This window comes from Campylobacter sp. (assembly GCF_052170435.1).
Lineage (GTDB): Bacteria > Campylobacterota > Campylobacteria > Campylobacterales > Campylobacteraceae > Campylobacter_A.
The window spans coordinates 1-13,863 of sequence record NZ_JBQNAN010000027.1 but is presented as its reverse complement, the minus strand read 5'-3'; the positions used below and the strand labels follow the sequence as shown (position 1 = coordinate 13,863).

Here is a 13,863-nt window from a genome sequence, read left to right as displayed (position 1 = left end):
TTTTTTGGTTCATGCCGTTCGTGCCGCCTACGTAAACGCCGGGAATATCGCGCATGACGTCTTTTAGTATGCCTGCGTTTCTCGTGCTTATCTTTACGTCGTCCACGCCGTAGCCGCCGCCGGTGCTGGTTACTTCTACGCCGCTTAGCGTTACGTTTTCGGCGGCATTTGCGCCGATGGCTAGAGCCGCTACGAAAGAAATTTTCGCAACATTGTTAAAACTCATTTTTTCTCCTCTTTAAATTTACGCAAATTTGCGCCGATTTAGAAAAACATTTAAATTTTGTTTTCTCTAATCTGCTCAAATTTTGAAAACGAATACTACAATCTTAAGACTAAATTTTAGATAAATTTATTTAAAATATTACTTGCTTATTCGTTATTGACAATAAATACCATAATCTGATATAATTGCCGCGCAAATTTTAGTAAGAAGGCATTAAATGGAATTTCTCAAACACAACGTCGATTACGTTATCATCGGTATTTTAGGGCTTATGAGCTTTGTCGTAGTATGGCTCACGATAGAGCGCTTGATTTTTTACGCAAACGTTAAATTTGAAAACTACAAGAATCAAGACGACTTTGAAGAGAGCGTAACTAGAAATTTAACAACGCTTTATATAGTTTATTCAAATGCGCCGTATATCGGGCTTTTGGGTACGGTCGCGGGCATCATGGTGACCTTTTACGACATGGGTATGAGCGGCGGCATCGACACTAAAAGCATCATGGTCGGCCTGTCTCTCGCGCTAAAAGCAACCGCGCTAGGCCTCATCGTCGCGATACCGACGCTAATGATCTACAACGCGTTTATGAGAAAAGTGGACGTTTTAGTAAACCGCTACAAGGCTTCACGTGAGAATGCCTAAAAAAGAGGGATTAAACGTAATCCCGCTCATAGATATTATGCTCGTTTTGCTGGCCATCGTACTTAGCGTTTCGACTTTTATCGCTCAGGGCCATATCAAAATCGACCTGCCAAACAGCGAAAGCGCGGAAAAAAAGCAAGACGAAAACGATAAAATCGCCGTTTTAATTAATAAAGATAATGAATTTTTTATAGGCGAAGAGAAAATCGCCGAGGAAAATTTAAAAGAAAAGCTAAATGAGATAAAAAACGAAACATTAATAGAACTCAAAAGCGATAAAGAGAGCAAATTCGACTCGTTTATCAAGGTTATCGACATACTAAAAGAAAAAAATCATGAAAACTTCGCTATCACGACAACAACTGAATAGACGCGCCAGCTTTACGGGGCTTGGCGTTTCTATCCTGTTGCACTCTATACTCATCGGATCTTTTATCAAATTTTACGAAGAACTAAAGCCGATGCCGGAAGAAAAAAGCGTCAAGATAGCGCTAAATACCTTTACGCCCCCAGCAGCTCCGCTCCCGCCGGCCCCAACTCCGCCGGCCCCGCCGCCTCCGGCACCGCCTGCGCCTCCTCCGCCTGAACCTGTCGTCACGCCGCCGGAGCCGCCAAAACCGGTTGAGCCGCCTAAGCCGGTTGAAAAGCCAAAGCCTGTTGAAAAACCAAAACCGGTAGAAAAGCCGGTGGAAAAGCCAAAGCCTAAACCTACGCCAAAACCGGTCAAAAAGCCTGAGCCTGAGCCGGAACAGCAAGTAGCGCAGGTAGCACCGCCCGCGCAGCCGTCGCCGCCTACCCCTACGCCGCCCGCGGCGCAGCCAAGCAGCGCTCCAAGCTCGAATGTAAAATCAAATTTACCGCCTAGCGGAGCGGAAACCGTCGGAGAATTTAACTTCGCGACATCAGCCGGCGACGAGAGATTTTCTAAAATCCAAAAAGCGATACAAAAGCATCACAAATACCCTAAACGCGCGCAAAAAATGCGCCATCAGGGCGTCGTAGAGGTTAGCTTTTTATACAAAAAAGACGGCACCGTCCGCGACGTAAAAGTGATAAAAAGCTCGGGCTACGAGACGCTAGACGAGGCCGCAGTCGAGCTCATAAACCGCGCCGCACCGGATTTTCCGACGCTTGATCGCGACTACGTCATCAAAATCCCGGTTAGCTACAAGCTCACGTAAATTTAAGCCGTTTTTGCGGCTTAAATTTCTACCTTTATTCTGCAAATTTGACGCAAAAATAAGCCGTTCTAGTTATAAATTTAGCGCAGCTAAAATCGGTCCTAATCAAATCAAATTTGACGCCGCAGCAGGAATCCAAATTTGCCAAATTTACGGCGAATTTAGCCGACACCGGTAGTTCAAATTTATACTTAGCGATCTCCCCAAATTTTACTTAAACGCCCTTTTATACGAGTTTTCTATTAGCTCGGAGCATCCTAGTTCGCTCATCGCAGCTTGCGCGAAATTTGGATTTCGTAGCAGCTCTCTACCGTAAGCCACCGCGTCGCAAACGCCGCCTAGCAGTAGCGCCTCGCCCTCGGACGCCTTTGTTATGAGCCCGACCGCGATCACCGGGATGCCGACTGCCTGCTTTACGGCCTTGGCATAGTCCGCTTGATAAAGCGGAGTAAACGCCGGAGCGCTATCCGTGCGCTCAAAAAATCCGCCCGCCGAGACATGGATAAACGCTGCGCCCAAGAGCTCGAGCTCCTTTGCTAGCCGCACGCTATCTTCTAGGCTCCAGTCGCCCTTTACCCAGCTTTGCGCACTTATGCGCACGCCGACGGGGATTTGTACCGCGGCTTTTATTTCGGTTAAAATTTCTTTTAAAAATCTCGTGCGATTTTCGAAGCTCCCGCCGTATTCGTCGTCTCTCAGGTTGATCCCCGGCGATAGAAATTCGCTGATGAGATAACCGTGCGCGGCGTGGATCTCGATCGCGGCGTATCCTGCGCGCTGGGCTCTAACCGCGGCCTGGGCGAAAGCTTGCTTAACCAAGACGATGTCCTCTACGCTCATTTGTTTCGGCGTTTTGTAGCTCTCGCTAAATTTCAGAGCGCTAGGCGCGATCAGACCATCGCACTCGCTTTTTCTGCCAGCGTGCGCGAGCTGGACGGCCATGGCGGCGCCGTATTTGACGCACTCTTTGACGAGTCTGGCGTGCGCCTCTAGCTGCTCGTCGTTCCACAGCCCCAGATCGCGGCTCGTGATCCTGCCTCTAGGCTCGACCGCCGTAGCCTCGACGATGATGAACCCGACGCCTCCTAGCGCTCGTGCGGCGTAGTGCAAACGGTGAAAGCACCTAGGTAGGCCGTTTTCGTTCTTAGCCTTGTACATGCACATCGGCGGCATTACGACGCGGTTTTTGATCTCTAGATCGCCGATTTTTAGCGGCGAGAAAAGCAAGCTTTGCATGAGAAATCCTTTGAAAATTATTTGCGGTTATTTTAGGATATTTGTTTAAATTTATTAACTCGCGCGGCAAATTTTAGCGACCGCACTAGTAAATGATCGACTATAAAGACGTGTGCGGCAACAGCCTAAGTTAGTTCTCGCCAAATTTGGAAATTTGCTCACCGCCGCTAAAAATAGAAGTAAAGTACTCGTCTATGTCCATGCCGTCTTTTTTCATCTGTTTTAGCCTTAGCTTTACGTCGGCATCTTGCTAAAGCATCGGCGGCAAGACAAACATCACCCTATACAGGCTAAATTTACTCACGTCATCGCGCCAGCGCTCCCAGCGGTAAAGCTCGTAAAATTTAGATACATCGCCGCAAAGCGCCCAGTACAAAAACTGCGAGTAGGCAAGCTGCGTATCCTCCCATTCACCGCTATCTGGTGCGTAGTAAAAGACGTTGCCGGCTTTGCCATAAAATGCGCCGCCGTTTATCGCGAAAAATCCGCCCAAAATATCGTCCGCCACTAGCAAATAACTAGGCATCTGCCCTGCTTCGCTAAAGCTTTTGCCAAGGTTGAAACTGTAAATTCCGCGCTTCATCTGCTCACATCCAGAGCCTAGCACGCGCAGCCAACCGCCATCTATCACGATGCCGCTGCTCCCATGGGCAAGCGCGCCCATCGGCGAGCTAGTAGTGACCTGAAGTCCCAAAAGCTCGCTTTGCGCCCTGCTCTCGTCACGCGGTAAAATTTCACTCGTTTTTAGCTTATTTAGCCGCTCTTCGACCAGCTCCCGGCCCGGCTTATTTGTATCTATGCGCCGCTCTAAGGCCCATATTGCGAGTTCTTGCGATAAATTTAATGAAATTTAAAAGAAGATTTTGGCGAGTCGCCCCGCCAAATTTGCATTAGAGGATTATTTCGCATCCCACGCAAGGATCGTCTTACCCTCGGCGTCGGTAGCCACGTCGCCCATGCCCATGATGTTGTAGCCGCAGTCGACGTAGTGCACCTCGCCGGTCACGCCGCTAGCAAGGTCGCTGAGCAGATACATCGCGCTTTTGCCGACGTCTTGCGTCGTGACGTTACGTTTGAGCGGCGCGTTGATCTCGTTGTAGCGCAAAATCATCCTAAAATCGCCTATTCCGCTTGCGGCAAGCGTCTTGATAGGGCCTGCGGAGATCGCATTTACGCGGATGCCGCGCGCGCCAAGATCGTGAGCGAGATAGCGCACGGAGCTTTCAAGAGCCGCTTTTGCGACGCCCATGACGTTGTAGTGAGGCACGAATTTCGGTCCGCCAAGATATGTAAGAGTTAGCACCGAGCCGCCCTCTTTTAGCACCGGAAGTACTGCGCGCGTGAGGCTTAGTAGCGAATACACGCTAGTGCCCATCGCGATATCAAAGGCCTCCTTGGTCGTATTTACAAACTCGCCCTCTAGCGCTTCTTTTGGCGCATAAGCCACGGCATGCACGACGAAATCAATCTCGCCAAGGTCTGTTTTGATGCGATCCGCAAGCCCGTCCAAGTGGGCAGGATTGTTTACGTCAAGCCCATAAACAAATTTGCTCCCAAACTCCTCCGCAATCGGCTCTACGCGTTTTTTTAGCGCGTCGTTTAGGTAGGTAAACGCCATCTGCGCACCCTGCTCGTGGCAAGCTTCGGCGATGCCGTAAGCGATAGATTTGGCGTTAGCGACGCCGACGATAAGGCCCTTTTTGCCTTTTAAAATCATTATTTCTCCTTTAAAATTTGCTTGGCTTTTTAGTGTCTTTGAAATTTATAAATTTACAAAATTCAACGAAACGCCAAATTTAATAGCGGCAGTATCGTGAGATGGATTTTAATGTTGTGTAGAAATTTTAAGTCAAGACTAGGCACATAGCCTGTCGCGGACTTAAAATTTCAAACTCATTAAAAGACACTCACGAGACAACGCGTATAAGCTCTAAAAACTTCGACGCGTCCCAGCTCGCCGTCCCTACTAGCACCCCGTCGCAGTTTTTGATCCCCGCTATTCCGCCTATATTTGCGACATTTACGCTGCCGCCGTAAAGCAGCGGCGCGCTCGTCTGCTCGCGGATGAAATTTAAAACATTCTCGATCTGCTCCGCGCTCGCGCTCTTGCCCGTGCCTATCGCCCACACGGGCTCGTAGGCGATCAACAGCCGCTCGTAACCAAGGTCGATATTTTTTAGCTGATCCGCTAAAAACTCCTTCGCGCCGCCAGCTTCGTTTACGCTCAAATTTTCGCCGATGCAGTAGACGATCTGCCAGCCCGCCTTTACGGCGAAGTCGAATTTAGCGCGCAAAAGCTCCTCGCTCTCGCCTAGCTCGCGCCGTTCGGAGTGCCCGATCAGCACGCTTTTTACGCCAAACTCGTCCAGCATCGCCTTGCCGATCTCGCCGGTGTGAGCGCCGCTTTCGCACGGGTAGAAATTTTGCGCGCCGAGTTTAAATTTATGAGCCGCAAGATAAAGCGCGCTAAACGGAGGGAATACCGTCACGTCGTCGTTTGCGCTTAAATTTGCGTCTAAAATTTCAGCGTATTTAGCAAAACTACCTCTCGTGTGATTGCACTTTAAATTTGCTAAAAACCTCACTCCGCAGCCTTTCTAAGCGGTTTTATGCCGGGTAGCTCCTTGCCCTCGATGAGCTCCAGACTAGCGCCACCTCCTGTGGAGATAAAGGTCATCTCGTCGGCATCCCCAGCGCGCTCGACCACGTCGGCCGTATCGCCGCCACCCACGACCGTAGTCGCGTGAGTGTCGATGATGGCGTGGCTCATTTTGATGCTGCCTTTGCTAAATTTATCCATCTCAAAAACGCCCATCGGCCCGTTCCACCAGATGGTTTGCGCGTCGGCGATGACCTCTTTAAAGAGCCTAATCGACGCCGGCCCGATATCTAGCCCCATCCAGCCGCTTGGAATCTCTTGTGCGGGGACGAATTTCACGGCACTTTCTGCCGAAAAGGTCTGAGCCGCGACGACGTCCACCGGCAGGTAAATTTTAACGCCAAGCTCCCTGCCCTTGCGCAAAATTTCGCGCGCATCGTCGATGAGATCTTCTTCAAGCAGCGAATTTCCGATATTTTCGCCGAGCGATTTTAAAAATGTAAACGCCATGCCGCCACCAATTATCAGCTTGTCCACGCGCGGAAGCAGGTTGTGTAGGGCTTGTAGCTTGCCGCTTACCTTACTACCGCCCACGACCGCCACGAACGGGCGCGCAGGGTGTTTAATGAGATTTTGGGCAAAATTTATCTCTTTTTGTAGCAAAAATCCCGCCGCTTTGTGCTTCTCGTCGTAAAATTTAGTGATCGCCTCGACCGAGCTGTGCGCCCTGTGGCAGACGCCAAACGCGTCATTGATGTAAAATTCGCCGTATCTAGCGAGCTCAGCGGCTAACGCCTCGTCGTTTTTGGTTTCGCCCTTTTCAAAGCGTAAATTTTCAAGAAGTAAAATTTCGCCCGGTTTTAGCGCGGCGACTTTGGCTTTGGCATCCGCACCAACGACGTCCTCGGCAAATATCACGTCTCTATCAAGCAGCCTTGAAAGCCTCTTTGCCACGCCTCGCAGCGAAAATTTCTCCTCAAAGCCGTTTTTGGGACGTCCTAGATGGCTAGCCAAAACCACGCTGCAGCCGTTATCTAGGCAGTAGCGGATCGTAGGGATCGCCGAGCGGATACGGCGGTCGTCGGTGATGTTTAAAAACTCGTCCATCGGCACGTTAAAATCGCACCTGACAAATACCTTCGCGCCGCCGAGCTCAAGATCGTTGATCGATAAAATTTCACTCATTTTTAGCCCTTTAAATTTATTTCGTAACCACGATCTTAGCTAGGTCCACAAGCCTTGTCGAGTAGCCCCACTCGTTGTCGTACCATGCAAAGACCTTCACCATATCATCGGCGATGACCTGCGTAGTGTCGCTAGCCACGATGCTGCTGTATGCGCTCGTACAAAAGTCGCTACTAACCCTATAATCGTCATCGACAAACAAAATTCCCTTTAAATTCGACTCCGCAGCCGCTCTAAACGCCTCGTTTATCTCATCTTTACTGGCCGGTCTTTTTAAAACCGCCGTTAGATCGACCATAGAGACGTTTGCGACCGGTACGCGGACGGCTTGGCCGTGCATCTTGCCGTTTAGTTCAGGAAGTACTTTAGCGATCGCTTTTGCGGCACCTGTGGTCGTAGGTCCGATATTTAGGGCTGCAGCGCGCGAACGGCGGAAGTCTTTGGCCTTAACATCAACCAAGCTTTGACCGTTTGTATAGGCGTGGATCGTAGTCATGAGCCCTTTTACGATGCCAAATTTATCGTTTAGCACCTTTGCGACGGGCGCTAGGCCGTTTGTGGTGCAGCTTGCGTTTGAGACGATTGCTTCGCCTGCGTATTTATCGTCGTTTACGCCAACTACAAACGTCGCCGTGTCGTCTTTAGCCGGAGCGCTCATGACGACCTTTTTCACGCCGCGCGCGAGATAGGGTTCGCACTTTTCAGTGGTCAAAAACTTGCCCGTACACTCCAAAACCACGTCTGCGCCGTAGTCTGCGAAGCCCAGCTCGTTTAGATCTCTTGTTGAAAAAACTCTTATCTTTTTACCGTTTACTTCTATAAAATCGTCGCTTATCACCTTAACGTCTTGCTTAAATTCGCCGTGCACGCTGTCGTATTTAAGCAAATAGCGCGTCATGTCGCGCGTCGCCGTGTCGTTAATAGCGACAAGCTCAACATCGTCTCGCTCTAAAATAATACGAGCAGCGCACCTGCCGATACGTCCAAAACCGTTGATCGCGATTTTTACCATGTTTAGCTCCTTGTGCTAGATTTTCCGGCCGCTTTAGGGCGCCCTGAAAGGTTATTTTCGTACTTTTTAGCTTTTCGCGCGTTAAATTTATCCACCTTTGCTCGCCGCTAAACGCGTAAATTTAAGCCGCTCTAAAGCCCGACTTTGCAAATTTAGCCCTGCACGGACGCCAAAAGCAAGCCCGTCAAAGCCCAAAAATTCCCAAATTTTACAAAATCTCCATTTAATTTGCGCTTTATCGGCGAATTTTTTGATTTTCAACCGAAATTCACTTCAAATTCGCTAAACTGCACCGAAATTTTAAAGGCAAATTCATGAAAATCGCGCTTTTCGGCGGCAGTTTCGATCCGCCTCATCTCGGGCACGACGCCGTCATCAAAGCCGCGCTAGAGCGGCTAGACGCGGATAAGCTCATCATCATGCCGACCTTTATCAGCCCGTTTAAGAGCGAGTTTTCCGCTCCGCCGCTGCTTCGGCTAAGATGGGCGAGCGAGGCTTGGGGCGCGCTAGCTAAAGTCTGCGTGAGCGACTACGAGATCGCGCAAAATCGCCCCGTACCGACGATAGAAAGCGTGCGGCATATACGGCAAATTTACGCTGTGAGCCGACTTTACCTCATCATCGGCGCCGATCACCTAGCAAGCCTAGACAAATGGCACGAGATAGACGAGCTCTTTAGGCTCGCGACTTTCGTTGTAGCTAGCCGTGGCGACGTAGCCGTGCCCGAAAATTTTAAAATTTTAAACATAAACGCGCCCGTTTCGTCCTCGCAAATTAGGCAAAATTTAGACAAAAATCTGATGATACCGTGCATAGCGGATGAAGCGGCGAAATTTTACCAAGGAAAAACATGCAAGAAAGAATCGAACGAATCATCAAAATCCTAGACGCCAAAAAGGCCGAAGCCATCGAAGCTATCGATATGAGCGGGCGCGAATACATCGCAAAATGCGTCATCATCGCCACCACGATGGGTGAGCGCCACGCCTACTCGCTAACGGACGACCTAAAAGAGGGGCTAAAGGACGAGGGCGAGCAGTTTTTAGGCATAGAAAGCTCCGGCGACTGGGTCGTGATCGATCTAGGCGACATCCTCATCCACCTCATGAGCGCACAGTACCGCGCAAAATACAATATCGAAGAGTTTTTAAGCAAGCTAAAAGAGGCGAAAGCTTAAGCTAAATTTGCTTGCCGCACGGATAGCGTCAAATTTGACTAAAGGATACAGCGGACGGTAAATTTGACCAAAGCCACCGCTATAAACTACTGAGATTTGCCAGATCTTGCGAGGCGGCGCGAGCTATCTTTTAGGGCAAAAGCTAAACGAACTAGTATCGTAAGCTTGCCCACACTGGTTAAATTTGCCCGATTTTATCGGTCTGTTTTTGTGGGTTCTTGCTCGGGTGGGCTTTGAACGAGCGGAGAGCGAGTTGCATTACTACCAATTGCAAATTTGCACACCTAAGACGACAGTAAATTTAATTTATGAAAATATTTTAAGCCGTAGCCGTTAAATTTTACTTTTAAACACAAAAACGCTCTTAAAATTTGCCATCAATCCAAGCTCTCTAAATTTAAAACACGCAAATTTGACGCCTAAAACCGGCCTCGTCCGCCTGCTAGCTCTGCCAGAGCTTTGCTATTAGCTCGCTATCCTCATCTGCAAGCTCAAAGCCAAAAATATCGATATTTTCAAGCAAACGCTCTTTACTGCCAGCGTTTACTATCACGCAGGCTCCGTGCTGCACAAGCCAGCGTAAGATGATTTGTGACCGCGTTTTGCCGTATTTCTCGCCGATTTTCGCGAGCGCAGGCTCTTTTAGCTCTTCGCCTGGCTCGTATATTAGCTGCACCTGCACGCCATGGTCGGTAACCTTGCCGCGCGTAGCAAAGCTCCGCAGATAGGAGCGAGAGCGCGTCTGATAAACCGCGGGCTTAACTTCGCTACCTTGCGCGATTTTAGCTAAATTTTGGGCCCCAAATTCTCCGAGATGGTCGCAAATGCCGATCGCAGCCGCAAGTCCCTCGCGGTAAAGCCGCTGCAAAACGCGCCAAGCAGAGCTAGCATCGCCAGCCCCAGCGCGCAGTAAAAGCAAATCGACGTAGTCGGTATTTAGTTTTTTTAGCGAGCGCTCAAAGCTTTTTATCATGCCGTTTTCGTCCGCGTTTTGAGTGCTTACCGAGCTTTGGATAAATAGCTGCCCGCGCTCTAAGCCGCTAGCCCCAAACGTCGCCGATAAGCCCTCCTCGCCTCCGTCCGTATCGATCAGGCGGTAGCCTAGGCCTAGAGCCGCCTCCAGCGCGTTTTTGTCTTTCAAATCATCAAATTTACCCGTGCTAAGTCCGATGATCGGGATCAAAATTCTATTATTTAGCGTGAGATATGAAGTCATCGCGGCAAGCCTCTCGCCGAGATTTTTCGCTCCACTTAGATCTACGCCGTCCGTCAAATTTGTAGCGCCGGTCTCGCCGGTCGGCTTGGCAAACAAATTTACTCCCGCAGCAAGCCCCGCCGCGCAGGTCGCCGCACCCTTTATAAAGTCCCTTCTTTTCACTTTTGCTCCGTTTTTTGATCTTATCTCTTTTTACGCTTAAATTTGCAAACCAAACGGCACCGTTGCGTCCAAATTTATTTAAAATCACGGAAATTTAAAATTTGATTCCGCTAAACGAGGCCCGAAAAAGCCGCATTTAAATTTATCTAAACGCGGCCGAGTAGAAATTTCGCGCTCGCCAAACGGAGTCCAGGGCTAAAAAGTCAAATTCAGATCTCAAACGCGCACGAGCTTGGCTGTCCGCCTTCAAAACCCTTTTTAAACCACGTCATGCGCTGCTTTGACGAGCCGTGCGTGAACGAGTCCGGCGTCACGCGACCTTGGTATTTTTTCTGTAGCGCGTCGTCGCCTATCGCGCTCGCGGCATTTAGCGCCTCCTCGATGTCGCCGTCTTCTAGCACGTTGTAGCGCCCCATGTAGTGCGCCCAAACGCCCGCATAGCAATCAGCCTGAAGCTCGACCTTGACTTGCAAGGCGTTTTGCTCGATAGGGCTTTTGGCGCGCGATTTTAGCTCGTTTATTTTACCGAGCGTGCCTAGTAAATTTTGCACGTGATGTCCGACCTCGTGGGCGATCACGTAGGCCTGCGCGAAGTCGCCGGCGGCCTTGTATTTGGCCTCTAGCTCGTCAAAAAAGCTAAGATCAAGATAGACTTTTTTGTCCGCGGGGCAGTAAAAAGGCCCCGTCTGTAAGCTCGCCGTGCCGCACGCGCTAGAAACGCCGTCTCTAAAAAGCACCAAGCTAGGCTCCTTGTACTGCGCGCCGCCCGCCTTAAACACCTTGCTCCACACGTCCTCGGTCTGCGCCAGCACGGCTGAAACGAAGGCGACCTTTTCTTTCTCCTGCGGGCTATCTAGCGCCGCTCTTTGACCGCCGGCACCGCCGCCCTCAAGCAGCGCAAGGGGGTTAAAGCCCATAAAATACGCCACTGCGCCGATAACCAAAACCACGCGGCCGATGTTTGAGCCCAGTAAAAATCTGATAATCGGTATGAGCGCGCCCAGCGAGCCCATGCTGTTTACGCTGTTTTGCCGTCTATCCTCGACGTTGTCGCTTCGTCTGCTGTCTTGCCATTTCATTTTTACTCTTTCATTTTGGATTTTGCGTTTAAATTTAGCCGCAGGTTTGCGCTATTTTTGCCGCTTGCCGCTAAATTTTACGGCGCATTTTAGCGACTATTTATAAATTTATCGCTTTGCTCCGCCGGCTAGTTTAAATTTGACGATAAAAATTGAGTTAAAACAAAAGCAAAACGGCGCGATACAAAAAGCTAGCGCTAGTCAAATTTGGAGTCTTAAATTTAAAATCTCGCCTTAAATCCATCCAAAATTCTCGCCACTAATATCCCAAAAACTATACCGATACCGTCTGCGACGATATCTAGCAGGCTGAAATAACGATTTGGCACAAAAGACTGCGCTATTTCTATCTGGATGCCGTAAGCTAGTAAAACGGCGACCTTTGCGCCCAAATTTAACCTACAAAACCCAAAATACAAAGTAACGTAAAGTGCGGCGAAAGCGATGAAATGATTTGCCTTATCCCAGCTGTTTTCGATGAGTTTTATCTGCGCGGGCGTGAGGGCGAGATACTCTATCGCTATCAAAAATATAAAGAAAAATGCGGCGGAAATTTTAGAAAGATTCATATATTTTAAAAGGTTATTTTAAACGAGAAGCGCTAAGCGGCGCTTCTAAATTTACTCAAATTTGGCTCTACATCTTGTCTTTTGCAACGATGCCCATTAGCCCTAAAGCCGTTTTGATAGAGAGCGCGACGACGGCGAAAAGCTTTAAAAGCTCGTCTTCGTTTTCGCTGCCTACGACGCGATTTTCGTTGTAAAATTTATGAAAATTCGCAGCCAGGCTCTTTAGATAGTCGCAAATTTTATTCATCGAGCGCGTGTTAAAGCTATCGACTAAAATATCGTTTAGCGTGAGCGCCTCAAATAGCAAATTTTTGCCGTCTTCATTCAAATTTGCAAATTTAACGCCCGCAACGTCGGCGACGTTCTTGCCAGCTTTTGCGAAAATTTGATTGATCCTTGCGTGCGCGTAGTTGATATAAAATATCGGGTTTGAGCTGTCTTCGCGCTTTAGCTCGTCCACGTCAAACTCTAGGTGCGTGTCGCAGCGCTTGCTAAGAAACATAAATCTAAGCGCCTCATAGCCGATCTCCTCGACCACGTCGCTCATCAGCACGACGTTGCCTGCGCGCTTGCTCATCTTGTAGGCTTCGCCGTCTTTTAGCAGGCTCACCATCTGTGAAAGTATGATTTCAAGGCGGTTTTCGTCGTATCCAAGCAGATGCAGCGCGGCCTTCATACGCGCGATATAGCCGTGGTGATCGGCGCCCCAGATGTTGATACAGCGATCAAACCCGCGCCTAAATTTATCGTCGTGATAAACCACGTCGCCGGCTAGATACGTGCCGCGACCGTCTTCGCGCACTATGACGCGGTCTTTTTCGTCGCCGACTTCGCTTGATTTTAGCCAGATTTTACCCTCGCTCTCGTAGATGCCGTTCTCGCTTTTTAGGCGTTCTAGCGTGAGAGGGAGCTTGTCGTAGTAGCTCTTTTCGCTAGCCCAGTTCTCGATGAAAATTTGCGCATCGGCTAAATTTTGCTTGATCAAAACAAGCACTCTATCCTTGCCAAACTCGGCTAGCTCGAGATTTCGACTCTCGTCGTAAAATATCTCTTTGCCGAATTTTTCAAGCGCTTCTTTTGCTATGGGCTCGATATAGTCGCCGCGATAAAATTTCTCCGGATACGCCACGCTCTCGCCGAACAGATTTTCGCGCGCCCAAAGCGATATGGACGTGCCTAGAAGCTCGATTTGATTGCCTGCGTCGTTGATGTAGTATTCAGTCGCGATATTTTCGCCGATGTGAAGTCCGACGCGAGCTAACGTATCACCGAAAACCGCGCCCCTAACGTGCCCGATGTGAAGCGGACCGGTCGGGTTTGCGCTGACGTATTCGAGCAAAATTTTCTCGCCGCTAGTTGCGCCGCCTTTTGCGAATTCGCTCGGATTTGCAAGGCTAGCCGAGGCAAATTTATCCAAAAATGCTGACTTTAGTTTAAAATTTATATATCCGTTTAGCGCCGCAGCCTCGAAAACTTCGCTATCTTCAAATTTAGACGCTAGCTCGGCGGCGATGGCTACGGGGGATTTTTTGAGCTGTTTTGCTAGGCTAAAAGTAGGCATCGCGTAGTGCGCCA

The 13,863-nt window shown here is 49.4% G+C and carries 15 protein-coding genes and 1 pseudogene; 5 read left to right on the top strand and 11 right to left on the bottom strand.

The window, feature by feature from the left end; genetic code table 11:
- Positions 1-226 (bottom strand): annotated as a pseudogene (locus ACTTJF_RS09145) (TonB-dependent receptor); the annotation flags it as partial.
- A 217-nt stretch (positions 227-443) separates the two neighbouring features.
- On the opposite strand from ACTTJF_RS09145, the gene exbB reads away from it, so the two are divergent.
- Genes exbB through ACTTJF_RS09130 form a run of 3 tightly spaced genes read left to right on the top strand, consistent with a single transcriptional unit; the run spans position 444 to position 2,053 of the window.
- The gene (exbB, locus tag ACTTJF_RS09140; RefSeq protein ID WP_002952142.1) at positions 444-872 is read left to right on the top strand and encodes a TonB-system energizer ExbB; all 429 of its coding nucleotides are present in this window, start codon (positions 444-446) and stop codon (positions 870-872) included.
- Positions 865-1,242, top strand: coding sequence for a TonB system transport protein ExbD (gene exbD, locus ACTTJF_RS09135; protein WP_298085246.1), 378 nt, complete (start codon positions 865-867; stop codon positions 1,240-1,242). Before exbB ends, exbD begins: the two co-directional genes overlap by 8 nt.
- Positions 1,208-2,053 carry an energy transducer TonB gene (locus ACTTJF_RS09130; RefSeq protein ID WP_442551698.1) on the top strand — a complete coding sequence of 282 codons (846 nt, stop codon included), beginning with the start codon at positions 1,208-1,210 and terminating at the stop codon, positions 2,051-2,053. Before exbD ends, ACTTJF_RS09130 begins: the two co-directional genes overlap by 35 nt.
- 210 nt (positions 2,054-2,263) lie before the next feature.
- Here ACTTJF_RS09130 and ACTTJF_RS09125 read toward each other — a convergent pair whose 3' ends face one another.
- From ACTTJF_RS09125 to gap, 6 genes are all read right to left on the bottom strand, one after another.
- Positions 2,264-3,289: an NADH:flavin oxidoreductase/NADH oxidase gene (locus ACTTJF_RS09125; RefSeq protein ID WP_442551697.1), complete on the bottom strand. Its 1,026-nt coding sequence runs from the start codon at positions 3,287-3,289 to the stop codon at positions 2,264-2,266.
- A gap of 250 nt (positions 3,290-3,539) precedes the next feature.
- Positions 3,540-4,088, bottom strand: coding sequence for a DUF2625 family protein (locus ACTTJF_RS09120; RefSeq protein WP_442551699.1), 549 nt, complete (start codon positions 4,086-4,088; stop codon positions 3,540-3,542).
- Positions 4,089-4,187: 99 nt separating this feature from the next.
- Positions 4,188-5,006 (bottom strand): enoyl-ACP reductase FabI, encoded by an 819-nt coding sequence (gene fabI / locus ACTTJF_RS09115; protein WP_442551696.1) that lies wholly within the window; start codon positions 5,004-5,006, stop codon positions 4,188-4,190.
- A gap of 190 nt (positions 5,007-5,196) precedes the next feature.
- A complete protein-coding gene (locus tag ACTTJF_RS09110) occupies positions 5,197-5,874 on the bottom strand; it encodes a triose-phosphate isomerase (RefSeq protein ID WP_442551695.1) in 678 nt (225 codons plus the stop codon).
- The gene (locus ACTTJF_RS09105) at positions 5,871-7,073 is read right to left on the bottom strand and encodes a phosphoglycerate kinase (protein WP_442551694.1); all 1,203 of its coding nucleotides are present in this window, start codon (positions 7,071-7,073) and stop codon (positions 5,871-5,873) included. The genes ACTTJF_RS09110 and ACTTJF_RS09105 overlap by 4 nt, the downstream gene beginning before the upstream one ends.
- 16 nt (positions 7,074-7,089) lie before the next feature.
- A complete protein-coding gene (gap, locus tag ACTTJF_RS09100; RefSeq protein ID WP_442551693.1) occupies positions 7,090-8,085 on the bottom strand; it encodes a type I glyceraldehyde-3-phosphate dehydrogenase in 996 nt (331 codons plus the stop codon).
- 314 nt (positions 8,086-8,399) lie between these two features.
- Between gap and nadD the strand changes: the two genes are divergently transcribed.
- Both nadD and rsfS read left to right on the top strand, forming a co-directional pair.
- Positions 8,400-8,972 (top strand): nicotinate (nicotinamide) nucleotide adenylyltransferase, encoded by a 573-nt coding sequence (nadD, locus tag ACTTJF_RS09095; RefSeq protein WP_442551692.1) that lies wholly within the window; start codon positions 8,400-8,402, stop codon positions 8,970-8,972.
- The gene (rsfS, locus tag ACTTJF_RS09090) at positions 8,936-9,262 is read left to right on the top strand and encodes a ribosome silencing factor (RefSeq protein ID WP_009492759.1); all 327 of its coding nucleotides are present in this window, start codon (positions 8,936-8,938) and stop codon (positions 9,260-9,262) included. The genes nadD and rsfS overlap by 37 nt, the downstream gene beginning before the upstream one ends.
- 442 nt (positions 9,263-9,704) lie before the next feature.
- Here rsfS and ACTTJF_RS09085 read toward each other — a convergent pair whose 3' ends face one another.
- The 4 genes from ACTTJF_RS09085 to argS form a co-directional block, all read right to left on the bottom strand.
- Positions 9,705-10,640 (bottom strand): aldo/keto reductase, encoded by a 936-nt coding sequence (locus tag ACTTJF_RS09085; RefSeq protein WP_442551691.1) that lies wholly within the window; start codon positions 10,638-10,640, stop codon positions 9,705-9,707.
- A 209-nt stretch (positions 10,641-10,849) separates the two neighbouring features.
- Entirely contained in the window at positions 10,850-11,719 is an 870-nt protein-coding gene (gene ypfJ, locus ACTTJF_RS09080) for a KPN_02809 family neutral zinc metallopeptidase (RefSeq protein ID WP_442551690.1), read from the bottom strand.
- Positions 11,720-11,940: 221 nt separating this feature from the next.
- Entirely contained in the window at positions 11,941-12,288 is a 348-nt protein-coding gene (locus tag ACTTJF_RS09075) for a VanZ family protein (RefSeq protein WP_442551689.1), read from the bottom strand.
- A gap of 67 nt (positions 12,289-12,355) precedes the next feature.
- The coding region (argS, locus tag ACTTJF_RS09070; protein ID WP_442551688.1) for an arginine--tRNA ligase at positions 12,356-13,863 on the bottom strand (1,508 nt) is incomplete at its 5' end.

Excerpts from the sequence above, each read along its gene's own strand:
- gap (WP_442551693.1), bottom strand. The coding sequence starts at position 8,085 with ATGGTAAAAATCGCGATCAACGGTTTTGGACGTATCGGCAGGTGCGCT.
- ACTTJF_RS09125 (WP_442551697.1), bottom strand. The coding sequence starts at position 3,289 with ATGCAAAGCTTGCTTTTCTCGCCGCTAAAAATCGGCGATCTAGAGATC.
- ACTTJF_RS09105 (WP_442551694.1), bottom strand. The coding sequence starts at position 7,073 with ATGAGTGAAATTTTATCGATCAACGATCTTGAGCTCGGCGGCGCGAAG.
- fabI (WP_442551696.1), bottom strand. The coding sequence starts at position 5,006 with ATGATTTTAAAAGGCAAAAAGGGCCTTATCGTCGGCGTCGCTAACGCC.
- ACTTJF_RS09075 (WP_442551689.1), bottom strand. The coding sequence starts at position 12,288 with ATGAATCTTTCTAAAATTTCCGCCGCATTTTTCTTTATATTTTTGATA.
- ACTTJF_RS09130 (WP_442551698.1), top strand. The coding sequence starts at position 1,208 with ATGAAAACTTCGCTATCACGACAACAACTGAATAGACGCGCCAGCTTT.
- exbB (WP_002952142.1), top strand. The coding sequence starts at position 444 with ATGGAATTTCTCAAACACAACGTCGATTACGTTATCATCGGTATTTTA.
- rsfS (WP_009492759.1), top strand. The coding sequence starts at position 8,936 with ATGCAAGAAAGAATCGAACGAATCATCAAAATCCTAGACGCCAAAAAG.
- ypfJ (WP_442551690.1), bottom strand. The coding sequence starts at position 11,719 with ATGAAATGGCAAGACAGCAGACGAAGCGACAACGTCGAGGATAGACGG.
- nadD (WP_442551692.1), top strand. The coding sequence starts at position 8,400 with ATGAAAATCGCGCTTTTCGGCGGCAGTTTCGATCCGCCTCATCTCGGG.
- exbD (WP_298085246.1), top strand. The coding sequence starts at position 865 with ATGCCTAAAAAAGAGGGATTAAACGTAATCCCGCTCATAGATATTATG.